We start from the raw sequence: 4142 nt of genomic DNA, 5'->3' as shown, positions 1-4142 counted from the left end.
CTGTACTTCTCCAATTATACGGCAGCATGGTAAGTGTTGGCTTCTTAAAAAGAAAGATAACGGGATCGAATAGTACCATTTCAGTTAATAATATCTTGACAATATGACTGGGCAGTCATACAATATTATTATAATATGACGGGGTGGTCACACGCAGTGGGTTTAGCTATTATTTACGTACTATATGACCACCCAGTCTCTAGAGGGGGAAAAAAATGCCCAAAAGTACTTTCTTTAATTTGAGCGAAGAGAAGAAGAAGCGAATATTTGATGCTGCCGTACAGGAGTTTTCCACCCGGCGTTTCAGCGAAGCATCCATCAGCCAAATTGTCAAGAATGCAGGTATACCAAAGGGCAGTTTCTATCAATATTTTGCCGACAAAGAAGACATTTATCTTTATATGGTGGAAAAAGTCTCACAGGATATACATGAGATTATAGGAGCCTTCAACCCAGATGCCAGCTTTTTTGAAAACATTATGCAAAGAGCCGAAGGAACCATTAAAGTAGGCAAGATGAGATCAGAGTATACCAAGATAGGCGCGTTGACGGTGATTGATAACAGCGAATTCATTCTGCAACTCCTAAGAGCATCCAACAAAAAGTACATCGAAATAATCGAGCGTGATAAACAGCGCGGTCTAATCAAGATGGAAATCGACTCCGAAGTTGTTATTAAATTGATTTATATCTTCGTTTTTAATGAATATTTATACAGTGGGTTTGACGAGACCCGGTATTTAAAGAAAGTGGAAAGTGCAGTTCAAATAATCAAGGAAGGTATTGCCATCCATCAGGATTAATTGGACATGTTGATTCATTTGGTAGGGACATCAAGTTTAAAGAGGTTAAATATGAGTTCGTATGTGCTTAGTTTTGAGGGAATAGATAAAACAAAGCACGTCATAGCCGGAGATTAAGCCAATATGGAGATAATTAATTGGAGGGGATATCAATGAAAAAGAATAAAACTAGTTATTCCGCATCAATAATAACCTACTGTCGAGCCTATCATGCGGCGCATGATGAACCAAAGATATTTGATGACTTTTTGGCAGGTCACTTGCTTACAGAAGAGCAACGCACAAACTTCGACGGGATGATATACAAATCTAATAAGGTACTCTATTATATAGGCTCCCGAAAGGCTGTTCCCTCCGTCATAAAATTTTTTCTTCCCCGGCGTGTTAAACGTACTTTTGAAGCTATTGCTCCCCAAGACTTGAACCTGATCTCCAGCCCAACGTCGGCCGTGGATTGGTATATGCATGCTCATGGAGCTCCCGCATTGGCAGTCAGCAGGGCCAGGTATACCGAAGACAGCCTGGTGGAGGCTGTCAGGAAAGGAGTAAAGCAGTACGTGATCTTGGGAGCAGGGATGGACACCTTTGCCTTCCGGTGCCCGGAACTGATGGAGAAGCTTCGGGTATTTGAGGTGGACCATCCGGCTACCCAAGCTTTTAAGCGTCAACGCCTCACTGAATTGGGTTGGGAGATTCCAAAGCAACTATATTTTGTTCCGGTAGATTTCACGCACCAAAGGCTTGATGAGGCGCTTAAAAATTCATCGTATGACCCGAAAGCCTTGGGCTTCTTTAACTGGCTAGGTGTCACTTACTACCTGCCTCGTGAAACTGTATTGGATACCCTGCGCACAGTTGCAGGTATCGCCCCCAAAGGCAGTACTGTTATTTTTGATTACCTGGATACAGATGCCTTTGACCCTGCAAAAGTAGCTCCACGGGGACAGTGGTTTTTGTGGTCTCATAAAGCAGGTGAAAAAATGAAATCCGGGTTTGACCCGTCGACCTTGTCTCACGACCTGGACGCTTTAGGGCTGCGTCTTAAGGAGAATTTAAGCCCTTCAAATATTGAAAAGCTCTACTTCCAGGGACACACAGGCAACTACCATGCCCAGGAACATGCCCATTTTGCCTGTGCGGTTGTGGAATAGCATAGGTAATTATGAAACATTGAAGCGGACAAATACGTGTGGTTACTGGCCACTTTATGCTTCCATAAATTGTTGATTCTTGGGCAGGGACATCAAGTTTAAAGAGGTTAAATATGAGTCCATATGTACTTGGTTTCGAGGAAATAGATAAAACCAAGCTCGCCCTAGTCGGCGGCAAGGGCGCTAACCTGGGGGAACTGTCCAGAATTGAAGGAATTAGTGTACCGGCGGGCTTTTGCGTTTCTATTGAAGCCTATAAAGAAATAATTGAGGACAATAAAGAACTTAACCAGTTGCTGGATCAGTTGTCTCTTTTTCAGCCAGGCGAGCTGGAAAAGATCAGCCAGATCAACGCGAAGATCCGCACGGTCATTGAGGAGATCGCTATCGCTAAAGAAATCGAAGAGCAAATCGCTTCGTACATCACCTTACTAGGCGAAAACAATGCCTATGCAGTGCGCTCCAGCGCCACCGCGGAAGACCTGCCCGCCGCTTCCTTCGCCGGACAGCAGGACACGTATCTAAACATTATAGGAAAAGATGCCATTCTTAAGCATATCAGCAGGTGCTGGGCGTCGCTGTTTACTGATCGTGCTGTAATCTACCGCATGCAAAATGGGTTTGACCATCGCAAGGTCCATCTGTCTGTGGTCGTACAGCAGATGGTTTTTCCCCAGGCGTCGGGGATTATGTTTACCGCCGATCCCGTCACATCCAATCGCAAAGTGCTGTCCATCGACGCCAGCTTCGATCTTGGCGAAGCCCTGGTCTCCGGCCTGGTGAATCCTGACATCTATAAAGTACGGGAGGGCATGATCGTCGATAAAAAGATATCCACCAAAAAGCTGGCCATCTATGCCCTGGAAAAAGGAGGCACCCGGAAACGGGAGATCGAGCCCCAGCGGCAGAATAAGCAAACCCTGACGGACGAGCTGATTTTACAGCTTGAAGGTCTGGGCAGAAAGATCGAAGCCTACTTTGGTTCGCCCCAGGACATTGAATGGTGCCTTTATGCAGATACCTTCTATATCGTTCAGAGCCGCCCCATCACCACCTTATACCCCCTGCCTAATGTAAGCGACGGAAAAAACCGTGTATATATATCCTACGGCCACCAGCAGATGATGACCGAACCCATCACACCATTGGGAATGTCCTTCTGCCAGATTTTTCTCAAGGACCATACACTACGCTCAGCCGGCGGCAGGTTGTTTTACGATTATACTCATGACCTGGTCTCGCTGGCGGGAAGAAAAATAGCGTTGAGAACATTTGGTGAAATGGATCTTTTGATAAAAAACGCCATGCTGAATTTATTCAAGCGAAAGCAATTCTTAAAGACTTTGCCGCGGGGGGAAAGAGTACTCCGTATGGGGGCAGAGGGACTATCCTGGGCGCTTCCCGTTCAGGCCGTAAATATCTACCGCAAAAATGACCCCGCCCTGATTAAAAATCTCATTTCCCGCAACCAGGAATCGGTCCGGGATCTGCAGCAAAGGATCGCAGTTGTATCCGGAGATGAACTGTTTGATTTCATTTTACAGGACCGTAAGCGATTAATGCAAATCATAGCTGACCCCCAAAGCGTGGCAGCATGGATAGTCGGGATGCTGGCCGCAAATTGGATCAATAAGAAAATGGAAAAATGGCTGAACGAAAAAGGTGCAGTCGACGTGCTCTCTCAATCGGTAGACAACAATATTACTTCCGAAATGGGGCTTGACCTTTTGGATGTAGCCGATGCTGTCCGAAAATATCCGGCAGTAATTGATTATTTTCATCATGCCAGTGATGAGACTTTTTTTGAAGACCTGTCCAGGCTGGAAGGCGGTGAGGCGGTCAGCCCAGCCATACAGGCATTCCTTGAAAAATACGGCATGCGCTGTTCCGGTGAGATCGATATCACCAGGCTCCGTTGGAGCGAACATCCCACCGCGCTTATTCCCATGATCTTCAGCAATATCAGAAACTTTGAGCCGGGTGCCCACAGGATTAAATTGGAGCAGGGGCTTAAAGAAGCGAAGGAGAAAGAACAGGAGCTCTTAGGCCGCCTGCAACAATTGCCCGGCGGCAAAAGAAAGGCAAAAAAGACGAAGAAGATGATCGGCATTGTGCGCAATTTGATCGGCTACCGGGAATATCCCAAATATGCCAATATGCAACGCAACTACATTTATAAGCAGGCACT

General features: G+C 45.9%; 3 protein-coding genes. All 3 read left to right on the top strand.

What is annotated here, in order from left to right:
* Positions 1-215 precede the first annotated feature (215 nt).
* Entirely contained in the window at positions 216-803 is a 588-nt protein-coding gene (locus B2633_RS06795; RefSeq protein ID WP_483169872.1) for a TetR/AcrR family transcriptional regulator, read from the top strand.
* Positions 804-955: 152 nt separating this feature from the next.
* Complete coding sequence (locus B2633_RS06790; RefSeq protein ID WP_061214896.1) at positions 956-1954, top strand: class I SAM-dependent methyltransferase; 999 nt, start codon at positions 956-958, stop codon at positions 1952-1954.
* A gap of 113 nt (positions 1955-2067) precedes the next feature.
* On the top strand, positions 2068-4142 hold a 2075-nt coding region (gene ppsA, locus B2633_RS06785; protein WP_483169871.1), incomplete at its 3' end, for a phosphoenolpyruvate synthase.

Origin of the sequence: Syntrophomonas sp. UBA1041 (assembly GCF_002316705.1) — a bacterium.
Classification (GTDB): domain Bacteria; phylum Bacillota; class Syntrophomonadia; order Syntrophomonadales; family Syntrophomonadaceae; genus DTU019.
The sequence above is the reverse complement of the archived record's forward strand: the minus strand, read 5'-3'. Positions and strand labels throughout refer to the sequence as shown.